This window comes from Streptomyces sp. LZ34, from assembly GCF_053890475.1.
Genome location: NZ_CM132680.1, coordinates 8,217,939 through 8,242,401 on the forward strand (window position 1 = coordinate 8,217,939; position 24,463 = coordinate 8,242,401).

Here is a 24,463-nt window from a genome sequence, read left to right on the forward strand (position 1 = left end):
AAAGCCCCCTGCTACCTGCCGGACACACCCTGGTGTGCCGCGTCGCGCCCGAGGTCGAGCACGCCGAGGGCGAATTCCTGGTTCGGCGGTTCCGCGCTCGCGAGGAGGACGAAGCGGGCGTCCGGGAGGGCGGCCAGGGCACCGCCGAGGTAGTGCTCCTCGTCGAACCGCTCTGTGACGATGTCCATCGGGCCGCCGAAGCCGAGCAGAAGCAGCGCGAGGAGGCGGCGCCGTGGCGAGACGATGTCGGCGAGCGGCGGCCCGTCGTCGTTCACCGGCCCGGCGTCGTCCAGCCGGTCGAGCAGCTCCTCCGCGGAGTCGCCGGTGGCCGCCACGACGTCGTCGACGAGCAGGTCCAGCGCGTCGTACACGGACCCGGCGCCGCCGCGGGCCGCGAACTCCTCCGCGCCTCGGGCCCGGAGGCGCGAGACGTCCAGTTCGAGGCCTTCGCCGTATGCGACCGCCAGGTAGCGGCCGCCGCACAAATCGGGCCGCCGCCGGTCCCCGTCCGCCTCCGCGAGGCAGCGCAGCGCTTCGTCGAGATCCATGCCGCGCAGTCTGCCGTATGCCTCGGACGGGCGTCTGGGACGAGGAGCCGGGTCCGGCCCCTGGTGTCCGTGCGAGGGTGAGTAGTTCGGCCACGGGGATCGCCCATGGGGTTGCCTTCCGGTGCCCTGCAAAAGAACGCCAGGAAGCCCCGGGATGACATGTTCGCCCCATGCAACTGAAGGCGTCTTTTGGGCACAACCCCCGCCCCCGGCGCCGTGTCTACGCGGGTGTTCGGAGACACCAACCGATTCACCCCCGTTCCGTGAAGGATCACTTCTGCATGCGTAAGCACGGAATCATCGCCGCCACCTCCACGCTCGCCCTCGCCCTGGGCGGAGCCTTGTTCGCGGCACCCGCCGCCCAGGCGGCCACACCGGTGGCCTCCGCCGTCCACGAGGACGGCGAGCTCTGGTACAAGGGCGCCCCCGGACAGACGAACAACCTCACGATCTCCGAAGAGGTCGAACAGCGGGGCGAGTTCGAGTGGTACTACGTGATCACCTTCCGCGACCGGGGTGACATCACCATCGATCCGAGCGCGGCGACCACCGACGAGTGCACGTACCCCTCGGAGGCCGACCACACCGTCGTCCGGTGCGCGACCATGGCCCCCCTGGGCTCCGACGACTCGGACAACTTCGACGTCAACCTCGGTGACGGCGACGACACCGCGACCGTCGACGGCGACAGCCACGCCTACTCCTCGATCTACGGCGGTCCCGGCGACGACGTCATCAAGGGCTCCGGGCGGGATGTGCTCTACGGCGACGACGGCGACGACCGCCTCGACGGGGGCGGCGGTGTCTGGAGCGTCGGCCCCTACGGCGGCCCAGGGAACGACACCATCACCAACTGCGCGACCGACTGTTACGGCGGGCCCGGTGACGACTCCATGACCGGAGGCACCGACCCCACCGACAACAACATGTACGGCGAGGACGGCAACGATGTGATCCACGGCCTGTCCGACGCCGACTCCGTCTACGGCGGCCGGGGCGACGACATCCTCTACGGCGAGGAGGGCAACGACACGATCTACGGCAACAGCGGAAACGACACGATCTACGGCGGCCAGGGCACGGACACGCTCTCGGGCGGCCCGGGCACCAACAAGGTCTACCAGGACTGAGCGGCCCGCTCGACGCCCTGGCTTTGTAGTGGATTTGGGACACCGACACGCCGTCGCCACGGCGTGTCGCGGTCTCAAATCCACTACAAACCAGCGTTGGGGGAGTGGCCCTGCAGGCCACGCCCCGGACTGGGAACCGGTCAATGAGCCCAAACGCAAGGCGCGCGCCGTCAACCCGGCCGACACGCTGCGCGGTGTGGTGATCCGCTACGGCGTCGGCTACCGGCTGACCGATGCCCTGCCCCAGGTGTTCTGTCCGGGGAGGTTGCGGACGGTGACAGGGTTCACGGCTGACCGATCTTGAAATGGGTGAGGGCCTTCTGGCCTGGTGGCCACCCCGCCGAGTCGAACGCCTCGAAGGCGACGGTCAAAGCCCCCGCGCCCTGTGGGTCCGCTCCGCGACCCAGCCCGCCATCGCTCGTACGCCCACGCCGATCGCGCGCTCGTCCGGGAGAAAGTCGGGGTAGTGCGGGTAGCAGGCGGTGATGGGTGCGCCGGGGGCGCGGACGCCGAGGAAGGTGTAGGTGCCCGGGACGCGGTCCAGGTAGAGGGCGAAGTCCTCGCCGTTGAAGGGGAAGGCGGCGTGGAGCTCGGTGACCGCGTTTCCGCCCAGTGTGCGGCGGAGGTGGCGGGCCAGCGTGCGGGCGTCCGGTTCGGGGCAGACCATGGCGGGGAACGGCTCGGCGGGGAAGCTCACCCCGGCCCCCGCGTACGACCTGGCCAGTCGGCGGATGTCCTCGCGGACCTCCACATACCGCTCCTGCGGCCAGCAGCGGTAGGACACGGCCACCTTGTTCTCCTGCGCTCTGGCCCGGACGGCCACGAACCGGGCCAGCGGCCCGCCGGGCGTCTGGACGTCGGCGACCATCCGCTCCAGGTCCGCGGGTGTCTGCGGTGGTGTCACCGTGGCGAGCGCGCCGATCTCGGCGGCCAGGCACCGTGCCGCGTCGGGCGCGGCAGGCCCTGAGAGGGTCACCTCCGCGCGGTCTTGGCCCGGCAGCCCGTAGCCCGGCGTCACGGCGAACCGCCCCACCGGGAACGGCCCGCAGTGCAGCGCGTGGATCTCCTCGACGCGGGTGTGCTCCAGCACGCCCGCGTCGATCAGCGCGCGGGCCCCGGCCAGGGCCTCCTCGGCGGGCTGGAAGAGGAACACCACCGTTCCGCTGAGGTGTCGCCGCAGCCGGGCCAGGACCTGTGCGACGCCGAGGGCCACCGTGGTGTGGATGTCGTGGCCGCAGAGGTGGGCCGCCGCCGGGCCGCCCCCGACGATGTCCCCGGGCGGCACCGCGTCCATGTCCGCCCGGTACGCGACGGTGCGGCCGGGCCGCGAGCCGCGCAGGACGCCGACGACGCCGTGGCCGCCCACGCCGGTGGTGACGGCCAGCCCGGCGGCCCGCAGCTCTCGGGCCACCACGCCCGCGGTCCGCTGCTCCTGCCCCGGCGCCTCGGGGTGTTGGTGGATGTCCCGCCGCAGCTCGATCAGCCCGGGCTCCAGGCGCGCCACCTCGGCGTCCACCGCCCCCTGCGCCACCGCCCCCTGCGCCACCGCCCCCTGCGCCACCGGCCGTCCCCGCCCGCCGGCGACGGCCGTCCCCGCGGTTCCCCATCCGATTCCCGCGGCGGCAGCCGTCGCGCCGGCGAGCAGCGTACGGCGTGCGAGGGCATGTCTCATGGGACGGTTCACTGTCTCCCCTACCTGATCCTTCATGCGGTCTTCCGGGGCGATCCCCGACGGACACACCATCGCCGCACTCGGCCGTCACCGCCCATCCGGCTGGCCACCACGTGGGGGTGGGGGTTAACCCCACCACGCGACGCCTGCGGTGGCTTTGCGCCGACGCCACGCCGACGCCACGGCGTGTCGCCGGACCAAAGCCACCGCAAACGCCGGCCGGGTCAGCGGGGACCGCGGCGGCCCGCCCGAGGGGGTACGGCCAGCAGCGCCAGGCCCAGGGCCAGGACCGCCAGGCCGCCCCAGGACACCATCGGCAGCCGCTCGCCCACGACCGTGACGCCCAGCACCGCCGCCACGGCGGGCTCGGCCAGGGTGAGGGTGGTGGCGACCGAGGCCGGGGTGTGGCGCAGGCCTCGGCCGAAGAGGCGGTAGGCGAGGAAGGTGGGGAACACCGCGAGGTGGAGGGCCACCGCGGCGCCGCGCACGGTGGCGAGCCAAGCGGTGCCGGTGGCGAGCAGGACGGGCAGCACCAGCAGCCCCGCCACGCCGAACATCGCGCCCATGACCGCGGCGGAGGGGTGTCCCCGGCCGATGAGGCGTCCGCCGATGAGCGAGTACACGGCGTACGACAGCCCCGCGAGCGCGGCCAGCGCGATCCCCACGGCGTCCATGGGGGCGGGGTCCCCGGTGAGCTGGGGGCCGAGGACCAGGACGGCGCAGCCGGTCACCGCGGCCAGGGTGGCGACGGTCCAGCGTATGGTCGGCCGGGCCTGCCCCGTGGCCCAGGCCAGCAGCCCGGTGAAGACCGGCGCGCTGCCCAGCGTGATCACGGTGGCCACGGCCACGCCCGTACGCGCCACGGCCGGGTAGAAGGTGAGCGGATACCCGGCCACCGCGAGCGCGCCGAGGGCGAGAAGCCGCCGCTCGGTGCCGGTGGACGCGGTGAACAGCGACCACGCGCCGCGCGTGGTGAGGAACAGCAGCAGGCCGCCCAGGGCCAGGCTCGCGGCGCCGATCGCGGCCGCGGGAGTGCCGGAGGGGGCCATGGAGCCGGCGGTTCCGGTGGTGCCCCAGAGCACCGCCGCCGCGAGGATGGGCAGCGGGCCGTCGGTGAGGCGGGTCCCGGGCGAAGGGGAGCCACCGGGGGCGGCGACGGAGGCGTCGGGGGCGTCGGGGGAAGCGGAGGCGTCGGAGGCGTCGGGGGAAGAAGAAGCGTGGTGTGCCACAGGTCGTGAACTTCCGTTGTCGAAAACCGTCTGGAATCGGATTCGCGAACGGGCGCACGACAGCGGCCCACGGCGGCCCGCGAGATCAGCAGGCGGCGGCCGGGAGCGGCGAGATCAAGCCTTCAGCGTGTGCGCCCGATCAGGCGCACGGCGGCGGCAGTACGACATGCCAGTGAGTGTTCACCGGGCGATCGTAACCGACAGGGCCGCCCCGGCCCTCGCCCCGGCCCTCGTGGCAGCGCGGGCCACTGGACGTGTGTTCTGTGGTTGAACTTCTGAAGTGCCCCTTTGATCCGTCTTGTTCGCCTCCTTATGGTCGCTGCGACCGTCACCGGCGAATCACGACGGAGAACCATGACGTACTCCCCCCGGCTGCCCCGCCCTGCCCGGCTGATCGCCCCGCTGCTCGCGGGCGCGCTGATCGCCGCGGTCCCCCCGACGCCCGCCGCACCCGCCGCACCCGCCGCCCCCAAGCACAGCGCACCCTGTCCGCAAGGCGACGGCTGGGCGCTGTCCGCCACCCGGATCGATCCGGACAGCGGCTTCGACGCCTTCGTCGGCAACGGCTACCTCGGCCAGCGCGTGGCCCCCCACGGCACCGGCTACGCCGCCACCGGCGCCAAGACCGGCTGGCCGCTGTTCACGCCCCGCTACGACGGCTCCTTCGTCGCGGGCCTGTACGCGCGGGGCGCCGGGACGACCGAGGGCAGGCAGGTCGCCGCCGCCATCCCGACCTGGACGGCCCTGGACGTGACGACCGGCGGACCCGGCGCGGAGACGTACTCCTCCGCCACCCCCACCGGCCGGATCTCCCACTACCGCCAGACGCTCCGCCTCCGCTGCGGCCTCGTCCGCACCTCCCTCACCTGGACCGCGTCCGACGGCCGCGCCACCGACCTCGTCTACGACGTGCTGGCCGACCGCGCCAACGCCCACGTCGGCGCCGTACGGCTGCGCATGACCCCGCACTGGAGCGGCGAGGCGACCGTGACCGACCGGATCGACGGGCGCGGCGCCCGCCGGATGCGCCAGACCGGCGGCAGCGGCTACAGCTACCGCGACCGCACGATGGACGTCGCGTTCCGTACGGACGGCACGGACACCGACGGCGCGGTCGCCTCCACGCTGCGGCCCGGCGCGGGCGTGCGCGACGTGCGGCCGCACCGGGCGGGCACCGTACGAGATCTGTCGGTCCGTCAGTACATCAGCTTCCCCGTCGAGCGCGGCCGCTCGTACGAACTCGCCAAGTACGTCGGCGTGGACACCGCGCTCACTTCCCGCATCCCCCGCGCCGCGGCCCGCGCCGCCGCGCACCGAGCGGCGGAACGGGGCTGGGCCGCGCTGTTCGCCGGCCATGCCGCCGCGTGGGAGAGGCTGTGGCGGGCGGACATCGAGGTGGCCGGGCACGGACAGGGCGGGCTACGGCAATGGGTGCGCTCGGCGCAGTACGGGCTGCTGTCCGCGACCCGTGCGGGCGCCCGTGACAGCATCTCCCCGACCGGCCTGAGCAGCGACAACTACGCCGGGCTGATCTTCTGGGACGCCGACACCTGGATGTATCCGAGCCTGCTCGCCACCCACCCCGAGCTCGCCAGGACCGTCGTCGAGTACCGCTACCGGACCCGCGCCGCCGCCCGCGCGAACGCGCGCGGGCTCGGCTATCCCGGCCTCTTCTACGGCTGGACCAGCGCGAGCGAGGGCGATCTGTGGTCCGAGTGCCACAGCTGGGACCCGCCGCACTGCCGCACCCAGAACCACCTCCAGAGCGATATCGCGCTCGCGGCCTGGCAGTACTACCTGGCCACGGGGGACACCGGCTGGCTGCGCGGGCGTGGCTGGCCGCTGCTCAAGGGGATCGCCGAGTTCTGGGCGGGCCGCGTCGCGCGCAACCGCGACGGCAGCTACTCCATCAAGGACGTCGCGGGCCCCGACGAGTACAGCAACGGCGTCGACGACGCCGTCTTCACCAACGCCGGCGCGGCCACCGCCCTGCGCGCCGCGACCCGCGCCGCGCACCTCCTCGGCGAGCCCGCGCCCGCCGAATGGGCCCGGATCGCGGGCGGGCTGCGCATCCCGTACGACGCGAAGCGGCAGGTCTTCCGGCAGTACGAGGGCTACGACGGCTCGCTGATCAAGCAGGCGGACACGGTGCTGCTCATGTATCCGCTGGAGTGGCCCATGTCCGCCCGCGCGGCCGCGGCCACCCTCGACTACTACGCCGCCCGCACCGACCCCGACGGCCCGGCCATGACCGACTCCGTGCACGCCATCGACGCGGCGGGCATCGGCGAGCCCGGCTGCGCGGCGTACACGTATCTGCTGCGCGCCATCAAGCCGTTCGTGCGCGGCCCCTTCGCGCAGTTCTCGGAGGCCCGCGGGCAGAAGGCGGGAGCGGCGGACCCGCTGGCCGGCTCCCCGGCGCAGGACTTCCTCACCGGCAAGGGCGGGTTCCTCCAGGTCTTCGCGTACGGCCTGGCCGGCGTGCGGATGCGCGAGGACCGGGTGCGGCTGGATCCGACGCTGCCGCCGCAGCTCGCCGCCGGGGTGACGCTGCGGGGGCTGCGCTGGCAGGGCCGTACGTACGACGTGGCGATCGGCGCGCACGAGACGGTGGTGCGGCTGACGGGCGGCGCGCCCTTCACCGTCGAGACGCCGGAGGGGGACCGGCTGGTGAGCGCGGGAGCCCCCGCCGTCCTCAAGACCCGCCGCTCGGACCTGGCGCCGACCGACAACCTGGCCCGGTGCCGCGCGGCGACCGCGAGCTCCGAGGAGCCGGGGATGTACGCGGGGGCGGCGCTGGACGGCAGCGCGGCGACGGCATGGGTGCCCGACGGCGCGGCGGGCACGCTCACCGCCGACCTCGGGCGGGCCGTACGGATCGCGAGGGTCACGCCCGAGTGGACGGCGACGCGCCCGGCCTCGTACGGGGTGGAGCGCTCGCTGGACGGGCGGCGCTGGCACGCGGGGGAGTCGGGGCTCGCGCGCTATGTGCGGGTGACCGTGCGGTCGGCGGACGAGGAGAAGCGGGCGGGTGTCGCGGAGCTGAGCGTGATCTCGGCCGGGTAGCGCCGGGTGTACTGGCTCTGTATTGGCTCTGTATTGGCTCCGCGCCGCAGGAGGCGGATGGTCCGCGCCCGCACCGACAGTCGCTGGTGGCGCCCGGCGCCGTACGGGTCACAGCGCCGTCAGCACGCGCGGCCCGTCCTCCGTGATGGCCACCGTGTGCTCGCTGTGGGCCGCGCGGCTGCCGTCCGGGGTGCGCAGCGTCCAGCCGTCGGCGTCGGTCGTGTACACGTCGCGGCCGCCCGCCATGAACATCGGCTCGATGGCCAGCACCAGGCCGTGCCGGAGCGGGAAGCCGCGGCCGGGGCGGCCCTCGTTGGGCACCGGCGGGTCCTCGTGCATACGGCGGCCGATGCCATGGCCGCCGAAGTCCGCGGGGATGCCGTAGCCCGCGGCGCGCCCGACCGCCCCGACGGCGTGCGAGATGTCCCCGATGCGGGCCCCGACGACGGCCGCCTCGATGCCCGCCGCCAGGGCCTGCCGGGTGGCCTCGATGAGGCGCTGGTCGGCGGGGCGCGGGGTGCCGACGGTGAAGCTGACGGCGGCGTCGCCGGCCCAGCCGTCGACGACCGCGCCGCAGTCGATGCTGACCAGGTCGCCGTCGCGCAGCCGGTAGCCGTCGGGGATGCCGTGGACGATCGCGTCGTTCACGGAGGCGCAGATGACGGCGGGGAAGGGGGTGGGCGCGAAGTGCGGGCGGTAGCCGAGGAAGGGCGATCCGGCCCCCGCCTCGGCAAGCACGGCGCGCGCCGCCTCGTCCAGCTCGCGCAGCGACACGCCGACCGCGGCGGCGCCCTGCACGGCGGCGAGCGCGGCGGCGACCACGCGCCCCGCCTCGCGCATGGCGTCCAGCGACGCGTCGGTCTTGATCTCTACCATGGCGGCCTCCCGGCGACGTGGTCCATCGACCCAATTCTTATACCGGTATTAGTATCACGGGCATGGTGCGCACCCCTCTCACCCCGCTGGAACGCGAACGCGGCCGGTACCTCGGCCTCCTCCTCCGCCAGGCCCGCGGCGAACGCAGCATGGCCGATGTCGCCGCCGAGGCCGGGATCTCCGCCGAGACCCTCCGCAAGATCGAGACCGGCCGGGCCCCGACCCCCGCCTTCTTCACCGTCGCCGCACTGGCCGGCGCCCTCGGGATCACGCTCGACGAGGTGGCCCAGCGGTGCGCCGCCGTCATGGTCGTACGGGAGGTCGCACCGGAGGCGGCCGGCGCGGCGGCGTAGCGCGGCGCTCAACTCGCGCTCCAGGTGGGCGAATTAGCGTCCCCGATCGCGTCGGCCAACCCGCCGCGCTGTTCGGGCCGCTTTCCGCCGAGGAGGAACGCCCATGCGCCGCCGTCTCCGCATCCCACTCGCCACCGCCACCGCCGCCCTCGCGCTCTGCGGCTCCCTGGGCGTCACGGGTGGCAGTGCCACCGCCCGTGACCAGAACGACGACCACAAATGCTCGGACTACGTGGACATCGACGGCTTCTCCGACTCCGTCGACGGGACCCTCTTCCAGAAGAGGTATGTCGGAAACCTCTCCGCCCTCGCCGTCGACCACGCCCACGATGACGCCATCGCCGCGCTCTCCGACCGGTCCTCGCTGTTCCGCCTGGACGTCAAGCAGGGCGCGGACGGGAAACCCGAGGCGAAGCCGCTCCAGGTGATCGACCTCGCCGACGAGAAGCACCAGGAGCTCGACTCCGAGGCGCTGGTGATCGACGGCGACAAGACCCGCCTCATCACTTCCGAGCTCGATGCGTCCATCCGGCGCTACGACGAGTCCGGCAAGCTCCTCGGCCGGCTGCCTGTGCCCAAAGCGCTGCTGGTCAAGCCCGCCGGGCGGGCCGACATCAACCGGAACTTCGAGGGGCTGACCCTCCAGCCCGACGGCAAGACCCTCATCGCCTCCGTGGAAGGGCTGCTGGACGGTGACGGTACGGACGCCGACGGCCGTCCGCTGCTGCGGCTCCAGACCTGGACGCGGGACGAGGGTCAGGGGTCGGAGAACTTCAAGATCGCCAAGCAGTACGGCTACCCGGCCGACAAGGACACCAAATACATCTCCGAGATCGCCGCGGCCGGCGACGGCCGCCTCCTCGTCCTCGAACGCGGCCACTCCTCCGGCGGCAACACCGTCCGCGTCTACCTCGCCGATCTGAGCCAGGCGAGCGACGTCACAGGCGTCGAGAAGCTGGTCGGCCCGCCGACCGGCGTACAGCTCGTGAAGAAGACCCAGCTCGTTGACATCGCCAAGTGCCCCTCCCTCGGTGCGATCTCCCACGAGACCCAGCCCAACCCGTTGCTCGACAACATCGAGGGCATGGCCGTCACCAGCCACATCTCCGAGGGGAAGCTGAAGCTCCTGCTCGTCAGCGACGACAACGCGAACGTGAAGCAGATCACCCGCCTGTACGCGCTGACCGCCGAGCTGCCGGGCAGCGGATCTTAGGGAGCAGCGGCCAGAGGTCACAGCGGGGTCCAGGGGCCGAGCCCCTGGGCCCTGTTCCGATGGGCCCCGATTTGTTGCGGCAGGATGAAATCCGCACTCCAGGGCGTTGACGCCTTCCGGTAGCAGAGGCAGATCGGGAGGTCACGGGTGGCGGACGCGAGGGCGGACGAGGCGGATATACGGCAGGACGGCTGGGCACGGCGGCTGATCCGCTACTGCTGGCGGTACCGCCGCGATGTACTGCTGGCCCTCGGCGCCTCGCTCGGCGGGATGGCGGTGACTGCGCTGGTCCCGCTCGTCACGAAGCTGATCATCGACGACGTGATCGTCAAGCACGACCGTTCGCTCACCCCGTGGGCCACCCTGCTGGTCGTCGGCGCGGTCGTCGTCTACGGGCTCACCTTCGTCAGGCGCTACTACGGCGGCCGGCTCGCGCTGGACGTGCAGCACGATCTGCGCACCGAGATGTTCGCGGCGATCTCCCGGTTCGACGGAAAGCGGCAGGACGAGCTGAGCACCGGGCAGGTCGTCGGCCGGGCCACCAGCGATCTTCAGCTCATCCAGGGCCTGCTGTTCATGGCGCCGATGATGATCGGCAATGTCCTGCTCTTCGTGATCTCGCTGGCCGTGATGGCGGTGCTCTCGCCGCTGCTCACCGTCGTCGCGCTGGCTGTCGCCCCCGCCCTGTGGATCATCGCCACGCGCAGCCGCACCCGCCTGTTCCCCGCCACCTGGTACGCCCAGGGGCAGGCGGCGGAGGTCGCCGGGGTCGTGGACGGGGCCGTCACCGGCGTCCGGGTGGTCAAGGGGTTCGGGCAGGAGGAGCAGGAGACCGGGAAGCTCCGCGAGGTCGGCCGCCGGCTGTTCGCCGCCCGGCTGCGGACCGTGCGCCTGAACTCCCGCTACACCCCCGCCCTCCAGGCCGTACCCGCCCTCGGCCAGGTCGCCATGCTGGCGCTGGGTGGCTGGATGGCCACCCGCGGCCAGGTCACGCTCGGCACCTTCGTCGCCTTCTCCACCTACCTCGCGCAGCTGGTCGGGCCGGTCCGGATGCTCACGATGGTCCTCACGGTCGGCCAGCAGGCGCGGGCCGGCGTGGAGCGGGTCTTCGAGCTGATCGACACCGAGCCCGCCATCGACGAGCGCGCCGACGCGCGGGAGCTGCCGGCCGACGCGCCCGCGACGGTCGAGTTCGACCACGTCACCTTCGGCTACGACCCCGCCCGCCCCGTCCTCGACGACCTGTCCCTGCGGATCGAGCCGGGCGAGACGCTCGCGGTCGTCGGCGCCTCCGGCAGCGGCAAATCGACGCTCTCGCTGCTGCTGCCCCGCTTCTACGACGTGTCGGCGGGCGCGGTGCGGGTCGGCGGCCACGATGTGCGCGAGCTGACGTACGAGTCGCTGCGCGCCGCGATCGGGCTGGTGCCGGAGGACAGCTTCCTCTTCTCCGACACGGTGCGCGCCAACATCGCGTACGGGGTGCCGGACGCCACCGACGAGCAGATCCGCGCCGCGGCCCGCGCCGCCCAGGCCGACGGCTTCATCTCCGCGCTGCCGGGCGGCTACGACACCGAAGTCGGCGAGCAGGGCCTGACCCTCTCCGGCGGCCAGCGCCAGCGCGTCGCCCTGGCCCGCGCCATCCTCACCGACCCGCGGCTGCTCGTCCTCGACGACGCCACATCGGCGGTGGACGCGCGCGTCGAGCACGAGATCCACGAGGCGCTGCGGGGCGTCATGGCGGGGCGTACGACCCTGCTCATCGCCCACCGCCTGTCGACCCTCGCCCTCGCCGACCGCATCGCCGTGCTCGACCGCGGCCGCCTCGCCGACATCGGCACGGACGAGGAGCTGCGCGAGCGCAGCGCCCTGTACCGGCGGCTGCTGACCGACCCGGACGAGCTGAGCGGCATCGCCCGCGACCCGGCGGGCGGCGGCGCGGCCGGCCTCGTCGGCGCGGCTGTCGACGGCCCGGCCGGCGGGGCCGCCGCCGTGCGCCTCGGCGACGGCACGGCTGCCGCCGCGGGGCCGCTCGGCGCGGGGCCCGCGTGGGTCCCGTCGCGCAACCACGGTGCCCCCGGCGGGGCGACCGCCCGGGCGGCGGACGGAGACGGCTACGCGGGCGGGGACGGCCACCCGGACGGGCACGCGCGCTCCGGTGCGGGCGCGCTCGCCGGGGCCTTCGGCGGGGAGGCTTCGGCCGCCGGGCTCGTTGTGCCGGGGCTGGACGGCGCGCCCGACGCGCCGCGCCCCGGCCGCGCGGACGACACACCGCACCCGGACGGCCACCGTCCGGCCACGGCCGAGACCTGGGCCGCCCGCGCGGACCGTGCCGCGGCCCGCGCGGTCATCAGCAGCAGTCTCGCGCGGAGGGACGGCCGCACCGGCGCGGAGGACGGGGCCGCCGCCGAGCCGGACGGGACGCGTCCGGCCACGGCCGACCCACGCGCCCTGGACGACCGCGCTCCCGACGGCGAGGCCCGGCCCGTCGGCGAGGCCCAGCCGGACGGTGACATGCCGCACGCTGACATGCCGCACGGCGGGAGGCCGCCGCGGCGCGTCATCGACGGTGTGACCCCCGAGCTATGGGTGCGGCGCGCCGACGCGGACAGCGGCAGGGACCTGCCCGGCAACGGCGCGGCCCCCGCCGCCGCGCCCGGCCCCGGGATGGCCGGGGCGCTGGCCGGGATGCCCGCCACCCCCGACCTGCTGGCCAAGGTCGCGGCGCTGCCGCCCGCCACCGACACCCCCGACGTCGACGAGGAGCGGGCCGCGCGCCCCGAGCGGGCCTACGGGCTGCGGCGGCTGCTGCGCGGGTTCGGGGCGCCGCTCGCGGTCAGCCTGCTGCTGGTCTCGATCGACGCGCTCGCCGGGCTGCTGCTGCCGGTGCTCATCCGGCACGGCATCGACCAGGGCGTGCAGCGGATGGCCCTGGGCGCGGTGTGGACCGCCTCCGTACTCGCGCTCGTGATCGTCCTCGCGCAGTGGGCGGCGCAGATCGGCGAGACGCGGATGACCGGGCGGACCGGCGAGCGCGTCCTGTACGCGCTGCGCGTGAAGATCTTCGCCCAGCTGCAGCGGCTCGGGCTCGACTACTACGAGCGCGAGCTGACCGGCAAGATCATGACCCGGATGACCACGGACGTGGACGCGCTGTCGACCTTCCTCCAGACCGGCCTGGTCACCGCCGTCGTCAGCGTGCTGACCTTCTTCGGCATCCTGGTCGCGCTGCTGATCATCGACGTCCAGCTGGCCCTCGTGGTCTTCGCCGCGCTGCCGCTGCTGATCGTCGGCACGTTCTTCTTCCGGCGCCAGAGCGTCCAGGCGTACGAGCTGGCGCGCGAGCGGGTCAGCGTGGTCAACGCCGATCTCCAGGAGAGCGTGGCCGGGCTGCGCATCGTGCAGGCCTTCCGGCGCGAGCGGGCGGGCCGGGAGCGGTTCGCGGGGCGCAGCGACGCGTACCGCCAGGCGCGGGTGCGCGGCCAGTGGCTGATCTCGGTGTACTTCCCCTTCGTCCAGCTGCTGTCCTCCGTCGCGGCCGCGCTGGTGCTGATCGTCGGCGCCGGGCGGGTCAACGAGAGCACGCTGACGGCGGGCGCGCTGGTCGCCTACCTCCTCTACATCGACCTGTTCTTCGCGCCCGTCCAGCAGCTCTCCCAGGTCTTCGACGGCTACCAGCAGGCGACCGTCTCGCTGCGCCGCATCCAGGAGCTGCTGCGCGAGCCGACGAGGACCCCGCTCGCCGAGGCGCCGCGCGAGGTGCGGGCGCTGTGTGGCGAGGTGGCCTTCGACGGGGTGCGCTTCGGGTACGGGGAAACCGGGGAAAACCGTGAGGACGCTGTGGAGGCGCTGGCGGGCGTCGATCTGACGATCCCCGCCGGGCAGACCGTGGCCTTCGTCGGCGAGACGGGCGCGGGCAAGTCCACGCTCGTCAAGCTGGTCGCGCGGTTCTACGACCCCACCTCGGGGGCCGTGCGGGTGGACGGCGCGGATCTGCGCGAGCTCGACCTCACCGCGTACCGCAACCGCCTGGGCGTGGTGCCGCAGGAGCCGTATCTGTTCCCTGGGACGGTGCGCGACGCCATCGCGTACGGGCGCCCGGGCGCGAGCGACGCCGAGGTGGAGGCGGCGGCCCGGGCGGTCGGCGCGCACGCCATGGTGGCCTCCCTCGACGGCGGCTATCTGCATCCGGTCACCGAGCGCGGGCGCAATCTGTCCGCCGGGCAGCGCCAGCTCATCGCGCTGGCCCGAGCCGAACTGGTCGACCCGGACATCCTGCTGCTCGACGAGGCCACGGCCGCGCTCGACCTGGCTACCGAGGCCCTGGTGAACCAGGCCACGGACCGCCTGGCGGGCCGGCGCACCACGCTGGTCGTCGCGCACCGGCTGACGACCGCGGCCCGCGCGGACCGGGTGGTGGTCCTGGACCACGGGCGGGTCGTCGAGGACGGTACGCATGAGGAGCTGGTGGCCCGCGAGGGGCGGTACGCCGAGCTGTGGCGCACCTTCACGGGGCACACCCGCACGGGGGAGACGGCGCCGACGGTCGTCGTCTGACGGCGGTTGCCCGCAACCCCCGTGGTGACTCTCGGCATTCAGCCGATGTTACGCATCGTTACATCACGGTTCCATGCCGCTGGCCCTGGCTATCCCCTCCACCTCGCGCCGGTCCGCTTCCCGCTGCTCCGCCTCCGCCGCGACCCGTTGCTTGTGGCGGAGCAGGAAGTCGGGGTCGTCCGCCCGGTCCTGCGGGACCAGGACCTTCATCCCCTTGGCGTGCGGGCTGTCGCCGAGATCGACGACCACCCGCTCGTCCTGGGAGGTGAGCAGGCCGAACAGCACCAGCAGTTCCGCCTGTAGAGCGGGGGTGAACAGCTCCTTCTCCTCCGGCCCCATGCCGAGTTCGTACGTCCCCCCGCGGACGGCCGGTGAGGTGCTCAGCTCGCGCAGCAGCCGCATGAGCAGCTCCAGCGAGCGCGGATCGATTCGTTCCTGCAATTCGGTCAGATACTGCGTCAGCCGCTCGGCCCGTTCGCTCCGGTCGTGCCGTTCGTCTCGGTCCATGTAGGCAGGATGAGCCATCACAGCCCGCTACGAAAGAGGGCGGAGCCCACAACTCTCCGTATTCAGGCTCCGGTTGGCGGGTCTGGTGGCCCCACCTGTGCCCCGATAGGTTCTCGGCGATCCGTGCGAACTGAAGGGGAGGGTGAATGGCCAGGACACTCAGATGGCTGCTGGCGCTCGTGATGCTCGTCGGGGCGGTCGGCGCGGGCGTCGGCAGCGCCACCGCGGCGCCGGTCGCGGGGGAGCCGACCGCGGCGGGACCGGCCGCCGCGGAGCCGGACATCAAGGACCGAATACTCGCGATACCGGGGATGAGCTTCGTCGAGGAGAAGCCCTATGAGGGCTACCGCTTCCTCGTGCTGACCTACACCCAGCCGATCGACCACCGGCACCCGTCCAAGGGGACCTTCGAGCAGCGGTTCACCCTGCTCCACAAGTCCACCGACCGGCCGACGGTGTTCTTCACCTCGGGCTACAACGTCAACACCAGCCCGCGGCGCAGCGAGCCGACCCAGATCGTCGACGGCAACCAGGTGTCGCTGGAGTACCGCTTCTTCACCCCGTCGCGGCCCCAGTCCGCCGACTGGTCCAAGCTCGACATCTGGCAGGCGGCCAGTGACCAGCACCGCCTCTACCGGGCCCTGAAGCCGGTCTACGGCAAGCGGTGGCTGGCCACGGGCGGCAGCAAGGGCGGCATGACGGCGACGTACTACCGCCGCTTCTACCCGAACGACATGGACGCCACCGTTGCCTACGTCGCGCCCAACGACGTGGTGAACACGGAGGATTCGGCCTACGACCGCTTCTTCGCCTCCGTCGGCACGGCCGAGTGCCGCACCAAGCTGAACGCCGTGCAGCGCGAGGCCCTGGTGCGGCGCGAGGAGATCGTCGCCCGCTACCAGAAGTGGGCGGACGACGAGGGCCAGACCTTCGCCGTCGTGGGCAGCGCGGACAAGGCGTACGAGAACGTCGCCCTCGACCTGGTGTGGGCCTTCTGGCAGTACCACGGGGTGAGCGAGTGCGCCGACGTGCCCGCGCCGACCGCCTCGACCGACGAGCTGTACGCCTTCATCGACGAGATCTCGGGCTTCTCCGCGTACACCGACCAGGGCCTGGAGACCTACACCCCGTACTACTACCAGGCGGGCACGGAACTGGGCTCGCCCGCCTTCGACACCCCGCACCTGGACGGGCTGCTGCGCTACCCGGGCAGCTACACCCCGCGCAGCTATGTGCCCCGCGAGATCCCCATGCGGTTCCGGCCGAACGCGATGCGGGACATCGACAGCTGGGTGCGGCACGACGCGCGGCGGATGCTGTTCGTGTACGGGCAGAACGACCCGTGGGGCGCTGAGCGGTTCCGGCTCGGCAAGGGCGCCAGGGACTCGTACGTGTACACCGTCGCGGGCGGCAACCACGGCTCGAACATCGCCCAGCTCGCGGCGGACGAGAAGGCCGGCGCCACGGCCGCGGTGCAGCGGTGGGCGGGCGTGAAGCCCGCGGCGAAGCCGCTGGCCCCGTACGACGCGCGGCTCGACCGCCGGGACGTCGAGCGCGAGTCGGCCCTGCGGCCGTAGTCGAGCAGACGCGTCAGCCCCGCAGATCATGGCTGAAAATCGACTCCCTGACGGGTGATTCGGGAGTGAACAGTAGTAGCTGCCGAGGAGAACAAGTGCTTCGGCGAGTTCCAGTCCGTGCACTTTGACCAACCAGGGAGAAGCATGCGCACTGAGATCGTTCTTCAGAACGACGACCTCGACCTTGACCTCGATTTCGACCTGCGCGTCTCCGACCTTCCGGAGGGGACGGAGCAGTTCGGGCAGGGCACGTACACCTCGCCGAGCAGCTACGCGATCGGTACCCGCTGTCCCATCTGCTGCTAGTAGGGGCCGGACGATCGAGCGGGGCAGGCAGTGCCTGCCCCGCTGTTCTGTATCCCAGGTGAGGCGAGGAAACAGGAACGTGCGACCGGAGTTCGAACTCTTCGAGGTACGTGAACCGGTGCTGGTACGGATCGCGAGCAGGCCCCGGGGCCGCGCCGAGGCCGTGATCAACGCCGATGACCCCGTGCCCGGCATCCGCAGCCTGGCCGCCGACCCCCTGCTCCAGCAGGCCGTCCATGTCGCCAGCGGCAGTCTGGCCCTCAGTCTCCGGCGCCTCGGCGACGACGAGGAGGCGGCGGCTCTCGGCCGCAAGCGCACCCTGAGCGCCGCACGGACCCTCACCCGGTACGCGCGGCGGTCCGGTGGACGCCCCACCCCCTTCGGGCTCTTCGCAGGAGTGGGCAGGGCCCGCTTCGGCCCCGCTGCCAAGGCGGGGCTCGGGGGCTCCGGCGAGGTGTCGGTTCGTCTTGACGGTGCCTGGCTGCACCGCCGCGTGATGGCCTGGCTGGCCGACCCCGGGGTGCGCCGCCGGGTGGATGTCGTCCTCAACGACCTGTGTGTCCTCCGGGACGGCCGACTGACGCTGCGCACCGGCGAGCGGCAGACCTCGGTCCGCGACAACGCGATGGTCGCCGCGGTGCGCGAACTCACCGTCGCCCCCGTCCCCTACACCGCCCTGTCCGACGAGCTGTCCCGCCGCTTCCCCGCACTCGGCCCGGAGCGCCTCGACGCCCAACTCGGCGGTCTCGTCCAGCATGGCCTCCTGCTCACCTCACTGACCCCGCATCGCATCGACGACGAGCTCCTCGACCGGATAGAGGCCGCTCTCCAGGACACCCTTCCCGACACGGCCGCGGGACTGCGCTCGATCCGCTCGGCCGCCGCCGTTCATGAACAGGACCCTCCCGGCGAGGGACTCGCCTCCTGGCAGGCACTTCTCGACCGGGTCCGTCGGCTCGACGAACCCGGGGAGAGCGGTGACGGGCACCAGCGGCCACCGGTCCACGTCGATCTGCGGATGCCCGCCGACTTCGTCGTACCGCACACGGTCGGTGAGGAAGCGCGCCGCTACGCCGCCGCGATCTGGGCGATGACGCCCGAGTGGACGACGCTCGAGTACATGCGGGACTACCGGGACCGTTTCATCGAGCGGTACGGAACCGCATCGGCCGTACCCCTCGCCGATCTCGTCGACCCGCACCGCGGGCTGGGGCTGCCGCCCGAGTACGCGGATCCGCCCGTCCATCCGCGCACGGGGCCGGGTGACGACGCCGACCGCCCGCGCCGTGGTGTGATCGCGGAGCTCGTCCAGCAGGCCGTCCTTGCCGGAACCGACATCGAGCTCACCGACGAAGACGTGGAACGTCTGGCCACCGCCGCAGGACACGACCCTGACACCAGGCCTCCGCGCACCCTTGAACTGTGCTTCCAGATTCTCGCGGACAGCCTGGACGCCCTGGACCGGGGAGACTTCCAGCTCCTCGGCAGCCCGCACATCGGCTCCTGGACGGTCGGCGCCACCGCGGGCCGATTCGCCGCCACCACCGGCCTCACCGAGGAACTCGCCCGGCTCGTCTCGCACTCCGGCGGCCCGGACAGCCTGCCGGCGCAGGTGGACGTCGCGCCCCACGACCCTCGTTCGCTCAACATCGTCCAGGTGCCGCGCCTGCTGGCGTACCGCATCCCCATCGGCGTCGCCGACGACCGCGGCGACCGCCACTGCCTGGACTGGCGCACGTTGCTGGTGGCGGCCGGCGCGGACGGACTGAGACTGCTGCACGAACCCACTGGTCGTCAGGTCATCCCGGTGTTCCCGCACATGCTGGCGCTCGACGCCCAGGCGCCCCCGGTGGCCCGCTTCCTGTCGGATCTGGCCGCGGCCCGTCCCCGCGTATGGTCCGGCTGGGACTGGGCCGGCTTGGACGTCCTTCCCTACCTGCCCCGGGTTCGCTACGGCCGGGTCCTGGCGGCCCCCCGCCGCTGGCTGCCGGGCCGACGGCTTCGCGACGCCGCCCGCGCGCAGGGCGGATCCGCGTGGCAGGAGGGGCTGCGCGAGTGGCGGCGGCGCCTGGTGGTACCCGACCGCGTGCAGATCGCCAGGAATGATCAGATGTACCCGATCGACTTGCGCGACCCATGGGACCAGGGCCTGCTGCGCTTCGAACTGACCGCATCGCAGCCCCGCTTCGTCCTGTACGAGGACATCACCGCCGACGGTGCGAACCTGGGCTGGAACGCGGGGCACAGCACTGAGATCGTGGTGCCTCTGGTACGCGCCTCCGAGACCCGCCGTTCCTCCGCGCTGTCCTCCGCGTCTTCTTCGGCGCGGCAGCCCGGTCCGCCGGCCGCGACGTCCGCCCCCACGCCGGTCCGGCGTTCACCGACCCGGGTCCACCTGCCCGGCGAGGACTGGCTGTTCGTCAAGCTGTACGCCGAACCGGCGTCCCACAACGCCCTGTTGACCAACCACCTGCCGAGTTTGCTGTCCGAAATCGAGAAGGACGTCGACCGGTGGTTCTTCCTGCGCTACCGGGATCCCGAGCCGCATCTGCGGGTGCGTTTCCATGGAGATCCGGACGTGTTGAACGGTCGTGTCCTGCCCGTCCTCAGCCGCCACATCCGGAATTCGGTCGGTGCCGGTGCGCTGCGCACCATGGCCCTGGACGTGTACCGGCCCGAGACCGACCGTTACGGCGGCGACTCCTCCCAGGAGGCGGCCGAGCGTTTTTTCCAGACCGACAGCCTCTCCGCACTGCTGCAGCTGCGTGCGCGCGGGGCGGGAGCGTCAGCCATGCCCGACGACGTGCTGGCCGCCCTGGGACACGCTGTCCTGCTGGACTCCCTGGGGGACTGGGACTGGTGCGCCTGGGTGGACCGTATGTTCACCAAAGGACCGGAACACGACGTGTACCAACGGCATCGGTCGTCGGCCCACCGCCTGATCCGCCCCGGCGAGACCGGTGAGACCGCCCGCCTGGCCGCCCAGGAACTGTCGTCCCCGGCGCTCGCGCGACTATGGACCGAGACACCGGAGCCGCGCGCCTACGGCCGCCTGATCCTGGCCACTTCACCCGCCGACCGTGACGAGGCGGTGCTCTCCCTCCTCCATATGCGGCACAACCGCCTGTTCGGCGTCGGTCCGGCGGCGGAGGCCCGCGGATACGCCGTACTTCGCGGCGTGGCCCGCGCCCACATCGGAAGGAGGGCTCACGCGACCCGCCCCGCCACCTCTTCCCAGCCGACCCCCGGGAGGGCCGGATGAGCGGCACAGCCCGCGGCGAGCGGGCCACTGCGAGTGAACGTGCCGCTGTACGTGAACGTGCGCTGGCCGTATCCGCCCAGATCCTCGACCAGCTGGCCGACCCCGCTGCCACCATGGCCGCCACACGCATCCCTGCCGAGGCCGCCGACGACGGTGTCCCCGAAGGCGTCTGGGCCGAACTGACCCTCGGCAGCGGAAGCCCCGGCCTGTCCATCGCGTTCAGCGGAGTGAGCCACCGCGCAGCTGAGCAGGCGCCCCGGGCGCATGCCTATCTTGGAGTGGCGACACGGGCAGTGGCCTCCGGGACCGTCGTCCCGAGCGGTGTCTTCAAGGGGCCGGGAGCACTGGCCTTCGCGGTGCTGCTCGCCCATCGCAGCACCGGCGGCTACCTCTCCGCGCTCCAGCGTCTCGACGCCTACCAGCGTGATCTGGTGCGCACCGTACTGCCTCCGGTCGAGGACGATGCCCCACTTCCCACCATCGGCCACTACGAGGTGGTCCGCGGTTTGACCGGAGTCGGCCGCTACCTTCTCGCCCGCGTCGAGAGCTGCGGTGAGGCGCTCGAAAGCGTCCTCGACTACTTGATACGCCTGGCGCGCGGGACCGTTGGGCACCGCGGGCACCGCGTGCCCCGGTGGTGGGCTCTGGACGCTCCACGCATCGGTTCGGAGGCCGCGTTTCCCGACGGCCACCTCAACCTCGGCATCTCACACGGCGTCGCGGGCCCTCTCGCGCTGATGTCCCTCGCCTGGCAGCAGGGCGTCAGGCTCCCGGATCAGCGGGAGGCCATCGAGTCCACGGCGGACCTCCTGGTGCGGTGGTCGGTCAAAGACAGGCACGGCGTCTTCTGGCCCGGTCATCTCAGCCTCACCCAGTGGCTCGCCGGCCCGGAGGGGTACGGCGATCCTGCCGGATGGCCGTCGTGGTGCTACGGCGCACCCGGCGTCTCTCGCGCCCTCCAACTGGCCGGACTGGCGCTGGGACGCCAAGACTGGGCGGCCCTGTCGCGAGCGTCGGCAGAGCGGCTGCTGACCCTGCCCATCCACGACTGGGGCATCCACGATCACGCCCTGTGCCACGGCTGGGCAGGCGCCCTGCACCAACTCGGCCGTCTCAACGAACACTTCGGTGACCCGCGGATCGAGGTTCTCCGGGACCGGCTGGCCACCGAGTTGACCAGTGCCTTCGACCCGGACCTGCCGTTCGGCCACCGCTTCACCATGACAGCGGTGCCCTACGGCTCCGACGTCTCGGGCTACCTGGACGGTGCCGCGGGCGTCGCCCTGGCCCTCGATTCCTACGCGGCGGGAACCACCTCATCCGGCTGGGACATGCCCTTGCTGCTGTCCTGACCGAGCTCAGTACGACAGGCCGTGGCCCACCGGATACAGCACCCCGTGCGGCGCGTGCGCGCGCCGCACGGGGACGGGCAGCCTGCCGCGCGGGTTGGCCCGGCCCGCGATGACCCGGGCGGCGGCGCGCAGTTCGACGTCCGTCCAGCAGTAGGTGGCCAGGGAGGCCGCGGGGCCCTGGCCCGAAGCGCCGGTCAGCTGCGCGATGTCGTAGGGGTTCCGGATGGCCACATGGACCAGCGGAACGCCCGTGGCGGCGAGCGCGGAGACCAGCGTGCGCTGGTGGGAGCCCGCGTCGACGTCGTACGTCGCCACGATCACCGCGTCCCGCCCCCGCGCCGCCGCGACCGCCGCCTTGATCCGCTCCGGCGCCGGGTCGGGCGCGGCGCCGGTGGACACGGCCTCGGCGGTGAAGCCGAGGGCGGTCAGGGCGCGGGCGAGGACGGCCGTCGGCGGGCCGCCGGTGCCGGAGGGGGCGGCCGGGTCCGGGCCCACGACCAGCAGCTTGCGGTGGCGGCGGCGGGACAGCGGCAGCAGGCGGCCGTCGTTGACGAGCAGGGTGGTGGTGCGCTCGGCGATCCGGTCGGCGGCGGCGCGGTGCTCGCGGGTGCCGACCGTGCGGGCGACCTGGCTGTCGTCGGTGTACGGGTGGTCCAACAGGCCCCGGCGCGCCTTGAGTTCCAGGATGCGGAGGACGGATTCCTCGATGCGCGCCTCGCTGAGCTCGCCGCCCCGTACGGCCCGGTGGACGCCCGTCCAGGCGGCCCGCAGGTCCGGCGGGTTGAGCAACTGGTCCGCGCCCGCCTTCAGGGCCAGGACGGGCACCCGGTCGTCGCCGTACTTCTTCCGCACGCCGGCCATGCCGAGCGAGTCCGTCACCACCACGCCGCGGAAGCCGAGTTCACCGCGCAGCACCCCGGTGAGGATGGGCTTGGAGAGCGTGGCCGGGTCGTCGACGGGGTCGAGCGCGGGGAACAGCAGATGCGCCGTCATGATCGCGTCGACGCCCGCCGCGATGGCGGCCCGGAACGGCGGCGCGTCCAGCCGTTCCCACTCCGCCCGGGAGTGCGTGATGACCGGGAGGCCGACATGGCTGTCCACGGACGTGTCGCCGTGCCCGGGGAAGTGCTTGGCGGTGGCCGCGACCCCGGCGCTCTGATAGCCCTCCACCTGGGCCGCGACCAGCCGGGCCACGGCCTTCGGGTCGGCGCCGAAGGAGCGTACGCCGATGACCGGGTTGGCCGGGTCGACGTTGACGTCCGCGACGGGCGCGTAGTCCTGCCGGATGCCGAGCGCGGCGAGCTCGGCCCCGGCGATCCGGGCGGCGGTGCGGGCGTCGCGGGCGCTGCGGCCCGCGCCGAGCGCCATCGCGCCGGGGAGGAGGGTGGCGGGCGCGCCGACGCGGGCGACGATGCCGTGCTCCTGGTCGACGGTCAGCAGCGCGGGGACGGGGGTGGGGCCCGCGAGCGCGGCCTTCTGGATGCCGTGGGAGAGGGCGGCGAGCTGGTGGGGGTCGCGGATGTTGTGCGCCCACCCGGCGTACATGATGCCGCCGACGTGGTACTTCGCGATCAGCTCGGCCGCGTTGGCGACGCCTGTCTCCTTGCGGTTCTGCGCGGCGTCGGCGGGGGTGGGGGCGGTGGCCGAATGGCCGTAGACCCGCATGACGAAGAGCTGGCCGATCTTCTCGTCGAGGGTCATCCGGCCCAGGAGCGCCTCGGCCCGCTCCCGGTCGCGGTCCCGGCGTTCGGCGCTGCCGGCCGCCGGGGCCGGGCCGGCGGCGCGGCGGGTCGACGGGGCCTCCCGGGCGGCGGAGGGCGGCTGGGGGGAACAGGCGGCGGCCGCGGTCGCGAGGGCGGCGGCCAGCAGGGCGCGGCGGGAGGCCGCCTTGGGGAATGCCGGGTCGAGCACCCGCACTCCTTCCGTCGAGGTCGAGGAGGGGGTGGCTGTGGTCCGCATGACACGAACATTCGGAAAATATGGGGGAAGTGACGTCACGTCAATCCGAGTGGCGCCAGGTCACCGAGGGAAACAGCATCGATACAGCCTCGGTCAATTGGCATATGACACCGATCGCGCGATGCTCGAACGATGTCCGGGAGTGACCCGGGACGGTCAGTCGGCGAAGCGCGGCCGCGCCGGCATCCGGTCCTTGGGCACCTCGAAGACGGCGATCACATGGAAGGGCACGAAGCACTCCGGCGGCGGCTCGGGGTGCGGGCCCGCGATCAGCTTCAGTGTGTCACCGGCGCGGTGGAGGGTGGCGGAAGGCCACTGGGCGCATCCGGTGGTCGTCGCCCAGCCGACCAGGGTGGTGCGGGTGAAGTCGGTGCCCTCGGCCTTGTCGGCGATCTCGCCCGACCGCTTGCCGAACTGCCGGGCGAAGGCGTCAACCCCCTCCGGCCCGCGCAGCACCGCACGCACCTGCCGGACCGCGCCGGGCGCGCCCGTGAAGTAGGCGAGCCCGGAGTCGACGCGGCCCTGGCGATACGGCGTGCCGGGCGGGGAGCTCGGGGTGCCGCCGTCGGCGCGGTTGATGGGGGGCACGCCGACGGCGGTGTGCTGCTGGCCGCAGGCGGCGGAGAGGGTGGTCAGCGACGCAGCCAGCAGCGAGGCCGATACCGCTCTGCGGAGACTCACCAGCAGCACACCGCTTGGACGGCCCGCGCCCCGGGCCGGTTCCGTGCGGGCCGCGGCCGCGGCCGCGGGGAACGGGAGCGGGGTGGGACGCATGCGGCCATGGTGGCAGCGGTCGCTGTGCGGTCGGTGGCGGGCGCGCCGCGGGGTGCGCCGAGTGGGTGGTGCGCCTGCTGCTCGT

General features: G+C 73.0%; 16 protein-coding genes. 9 read left to right on the plus strand and 7 right to left on the minus strand.

Going from position 1 to position 24,463, the window contains the following annotated elements; genetic code table 11:
• Positions 1-11 precede the first annotated feature (11 nt).
• The gene (locus tag ACWY4P_RS34655) at positions 12-548 is read right to left on the minus strand and encodes a hypothetical protein (protein WP_456204488.1); all 537 of its coding nucleotides are present in this window, start codon (positions 546-548) and stop codon (positions 12-14) included.
• 281 nt (positions 549-829) lie between these two features.
• On the opposite strand from ACWY4P_RS34655, the gene ACWY4P_RS34660 reads away from it, so the two are divergent.
• The gene (locus tag ACWY4P_RS34660; RefSeq protein WP_456204489.1) at positions 830-1,678 is read left to right on the plus strand and encodes a calcium-binding protein; all 849 of its coding nucleotides are present in this window, start codon (positions 830-832) and stop codon (positions 1,676-1,678) included.
• A gap of 367 nt (positions 1,679-2,045) precedes the next feature.
• Here ACWY4P_RS34660 and ACWY4P_RS34665 read toward each other — a convergent pair whose 3' ends face one another.
• Together ACWY4P_RS34665 and ACWY4P_RS34670 are read right to left on the minus strand one after the other, a co-directional pair.
• Positions 2,046-3,350, minus strand: coding sequence for a M20 metallopeptidase family protein (locus tag ACWY4P_RS34665; RefSeq protein WP_456204490.1), 1,305 nt, complete (start codon positions 3,348-3,350; stop codon positions 2,046-2,048).
• A 224-nt stretch (positions 3,351-3,574) separates the two neighbouring features.
• On the minus strand, positions 3,575-4,579 hold the full coding sequence (locus ACWY4P_RS34670) for an EamA family transporter (protein WP_456204491.1): 1,005 nt from the start codon (positions 4,577-4,579) through the stop codon (positions 3,575-3,577).
• A 354-nt stretch (positions 4,580-4,933) separates the two neighbouring features.
• Between ACWY4P_RS34670 and ACWY4P_RS34675 the strand changes: the two genes are divergently transcribed.
• Complete coding sequence (locus tag ACWY4P_RS34675; RefSeq protein ID WP_456204492.1) at positions 4,934-7,645, plus strand: discoidin domain-containing protein; 2,712 nt, start codon at positions 4,934-4,936, stop codon at positions 7,643-7,645.
• A 108-nt stretch (positions 7,646-7,753) separates the two neighbouring features.
• On the opposite strand, the gene map is transcribed toward ACWY4P_RS34675, so the two are convergent.
• Complete coding sequence (gene map, locus ACWY4P_RS34680; protein WP_456204493.1) at positions 7,754-8,521, minus strand: type I methionyl aminopeptidase; 768 nt, start codon at positions 8,519-8,521, stop codon at positions 7,754-7,756.
• Positions 8,522-8,583: 62 nt separating this feature from the next.
• Between map and ACWY4P_RS34685 the strand changes: the two genes are divergently transcribed.
• From ACWY4P_RS34685 to ACWY4P_RS34695, 3 genes are all read left to right on the plus strand, one after another.
• Positions 8,584-8,874 carry a helix-turn-helix domain-containing protein gene (locus ACWY4P_RS34685; RefSeq protein ID WP_456204494.1) on the plus strand — a complete coding sequence of 97 codons (291 nt, stop codon included), beginning with the start codon at positions 8,584-8,586 and terminating at the stop codon, positions 8,872-8,874.
• A gap of 103 nt (positions 8,875-8,977) precedes the next feature.
• Positions 8,978-10,087, plus strand: a complete 1,110-nt coding sequence (locus tag ACWY4P_RS34690; protein WP_456204495.1) for an esterase-like activity of phytase family protein — start codon at positions 8,978-8,980, stop codon at positions 10,085-10,087.
• A gap of 147 nt (positions 10,088-10,234) precedes the next feature.
• Positions 10,235-14,641 (plus strand): ABC transporter transmembrane domain-containing protein, encoded by a 4,407-nt coding sequence (locus ACWY4P_RS34695; protein ID WP_456204496.1) that lies wholly within the window; start codon positions 10,235-10,237, stop codon positions 14,639-14,641.
• A gap of 63 nt (positions 14,642-14,704) precedes the next feature.
• On the opposite strand, the gene ACWY4P_RS34700 is transcribed toward ACWY4P_RS34695, so the two are convergent.
• Positions 14,705-15,148, minus strand: coding sequence for a hypothetical protein (locus tag ACWY4P_RS34700; protein ID WP_456204497.1), 444 nt, complete (start codon positions 15,146-15,148; stop codon positions 14,705-14,707).
• Between the two features lie 146 nt (positions 15,149-15,294).
• On the opposite strand from ACWY4P_RS34700, the gene ACWY4P_RS34705 reads away from it, so the two are divergent.
• The 4 genes from ACWY4P_RS34705 to ACWY4P_RS34720 all read left to right on the plus strand — a co-directional run bounded on the left by ACWY4P_RS34705 (position 15,295) and on the right by ACWY4P_RS34720 (position 21,645).
• Positions 15,295-16,725 (plus strand): S28 family serine protease, encoded by a 1,431-nt coding sequence (locus ACWY4P_RS34705; protein WP_456204498.1) that lies wholly within the window; start codon positions 15,295-15,297, stop codon positions 16,723-16,725.
• Between the two features lie 144 nt (positions 16,726-16,869).
• Positions 16,870-17,031 carry an SCO0268 family class II lanthipeptide gene (gene lanA, locus ACWY4P_RS34710; RefSeq protein ID WP_456204499.1) on the plus strand — a complete coding sequence of 54 codons (162 nt, stop codon included), beginning with the start codon at positions 16,870-16,872 and terminating at the stop codon, positions 17,029-17,031.
• Positions 17,032-17,110: 79 nt separating this feature from the next.
• Complete coding sequence (locus tag ACWY4P_RS34715; RefSeq protein ID WP_456204500.1) at positions 17,111-20,293, plus strand: lantibiotic dehydratase; 3,183 nt, start codon at positions 17,111-17,113, stop codon at positions 20,291-20,293.
• A complete protein-coding gene (locus ACWY4P_RS34720; protein WP_456204501.1) occupies positions 20,290-21,645 on the plus strand; it encodes a lanthionine synthetase C family protein in 1,356 nt (451 codons plus the stop codon). The genes ACWY4P_RS34715 and ACWY4P_RS34720 overlap by 4 nt, the downstream gene beginning before the upstream one ends.
• Positions 21,646-21,651: 6 nt before the next feature.
• Here the strand turns inward: ACWY4P_RS34720 and ACWY4P_RS34725 are convergent, their stop codons facing one another.
• Both ACWY4P_RS34725 and ACWY4P_RS34730 read right to left on the minus strand, forming a co-directional pair.
• Positions 21,652-23,604, minus strand: a complete 1,953-nt coding sequence (locus ACWY4P_RS34725) for a glycoside hydrolase family 3 protein (protein WP_456204502.1) — start codon at positions 23,602-23,604, stop codon at positions 21,652-21,654.
• Between the two features lie 156 nt (positions 23,605-23,760).
• Positions 23,761-24,378 carry a hypothetical protein gene (locus ACWY4P_RS34730; RefSeq protein ID WP_456204503.1) on the minus strand — a complete coding sequence of 206 codons (618 nt, stop codon included), beginning with the start codon at positions 24,376-24,378 and terminating at the stop codon, positions 23,761-23,763.
• Positions 24,379-24,463: the final 85 nt, after the last annotated feature.

Bases quoted from the DNA above. Each gene is read 5' to 3' on its own strand.
- lanA (WP_456204499.1), top strand. From the start codon at position 16,870: ATGCGCACTGAGATCGTTCTTCAGAACGACGACCTCGACCTTGACCTC.
- map (WP_456204493.1), bottom strand. From the start codon at position 8,521: ATGGTAGAGATCAAGACCGACGCGTCGCTGGACGCCATGCGCGAGGCG.
- ACWY4P_RS34705 (WP_456204498.1), top strand. From the start codon at position 15,295: ATGGCCAGGACACTCAGATGGCTGCTGGCGCTCGTGATGCTCGTCGGG.
- ACWY4P_RS34720 (WP_456204501.1), top strand. From the start codon at position 20,290: ATGAGCGGCACAGCCCGCGGCGAGCGGGCCACTGCGAGTGAACGTGCC.
- ACWY4P_RS34655 (WP_456204488.1), bottom strand. From the start codon at position 548: ATGGATCTCGACGAAGCGCTGCGCTGCCTCGCGGAGGCGGACGGGGAC.
- ACWY4P_RS34730 (WP_456204503.1), bottom strand. From the start codon at position 24,378: ATGCGTCCCACCCCGCTCCCGTTCCCCGCGGCCGCGGCCGCGGCCCGC.
- ACWY4P_RS34685 (WP_456204494.1), top strand. From the start codon at position 8,584: ATGGTGCGCACCCCTCTCACCCCGCTGGAACGCGAACGCGGCCGGTAC.
- ACWY4P_RS34700 (WP_456204497.1), bottom strand. From the start codon at position 15,148: ATGGACCGAGACGAACGGCACGACCGGAGCGAACGGGCCGAGCGGCTG.
- ACWY4P_RS34690 (WP_456204495.1), top strand. From the start codon at position 8,978: ATGCGCCGCCGTCTCCGCATCCCACTCGCCACCGCCACCGCCGCCCTC.
- ACWY4P_RS34725 (WP_456204502.1), bottom strand. From the start codon at position 23,604: ATGCGGACCACAGCCACCCCCTCCTCGACCTCGACGGAAGGAGTGCGG.
- ACWY4P_RS34675 (WP_456204492.1), top strand. From the start codon at position 4,934: ATGACGTACTCCCCCCGGCTGCCCCGCCCTGCCCGGCTGATCGCCCCG.
- ACWY4P_RS34665 (WP_456204490.1), bottom strand. From the start codon at position 3,350: ATGAGACATGCCCTCGCACGCCGTACGCTGCTCGCCGGCGCGACGGCT.
- ACWY4P_RS34660 (WP_456204489.1), top strand. From the start codon at position 830: ATGCGTAAGCACGGAATCATCGCCGCCACCTCCACGCTCGCCCTCGCC.